At 74.9% G+C, this 926-nt stretch carries 1 protein-coding gene; it reads right to left on the bottom strand.

The genetic code is table 11. From position 1 onward, the window contains the following. A partial coding sequence (locus HUW36_RS33560) for an FAD-linked oxidase C-terminal domain-containing protein (protein ID WP_174531665.1) occupies positions 1 to 926 on the bottom strand: 926 nt, incomplete at both ends.

Here is a 926-nt window from a genome sequence, read left to right as displayed (position 1 = left end):
CCAGGTCCAGCCCCCGGGCCATGCCCCGGGTGGTGGCGTCCCAGCGTCGGGCGGCGCCCCGCCAGCCGGCGCGCGTGGCCCGCCCGTGCTCCTCGGCGCGCAGCCGCTTGACCAGGTCACCGGTGTTGATCAGGACCGGGCAGGCGGTGGCGCACATGCCGTCCACGGCGCAGGTCTGCACCGCGTCGTAGTCGTAGGCGTCGGTCAGCTCCCGGGCCAGCGTCCGGTCGCCGGCGGCCTCGGCGGCGGCGATCTCGCGGCGCAGCACGATCCGCTGCCGGGGCGTGGTGGTGAGGTCGCGGCTGGGGCAGACCGGCTCGCAGTAGCCGCACTCGACGCAGCGGTCCACCTCCTCCTCCACCGTCGGCACGGTCTTCAGGTGCCGCAGGTGGATCTCCGGGTCGTCGCTGACCAGCACGCCGGGGTTGAGCACGCCGTCCGGGTCGCAGAGCGACTTCACCTCCCGCATCACGTCGTACAGCTCGTCGCCGAACTGGCGGCGCACGTACGGGGCCATCACCCGGCCGGTGCCGTGCTCGGCCTTGAGCGTGCCGCCGTGGCCGAGCACCAGGTCGACCATCTCCTCGGTGAAGTCGGCGTAGCGCGCCGGGGCCTCACCGCCGTCGAACCGCTCGTTGAGCATGAAGTGCAGGTTGCCGTCCTTGGCGTGGCCGAAGATCACGCTGTCGGCGTAGCGGTGCCGCGCGAACAGGTCGGCCAGCGCGGCGCAGGTGCCCGCGAGGGCCTCGACCGGCACGGCGACGTCCTCCAGCAGCGCCGTGGTGCCGGACGGACGGGCGCCGGCCACCGCGGCGTAGAGACCCTTGCGGATGTGCCAGAGCGCGGCCCGGGCGACCGGCTCCCCGCTGAGCCGGGCCGGGGCGGTCAGCGGCAGGCCGGCCAGCACCGGTTCGGCGGTCGCGACC

Source organism: Micromonospora maritima (assembly GCF_902825405.1).
Classification (GTDB): Bacteria; Actinomycetota; Actinomycetes; order Mycobacteriales; family Micromonosporaceae; genus Micromonospora; species Micromonospora maritima.
Note: the sequence above shows the minus strand (reverse complement) of the source record. Positions and strands in the feature narration are given on the sequence as shown.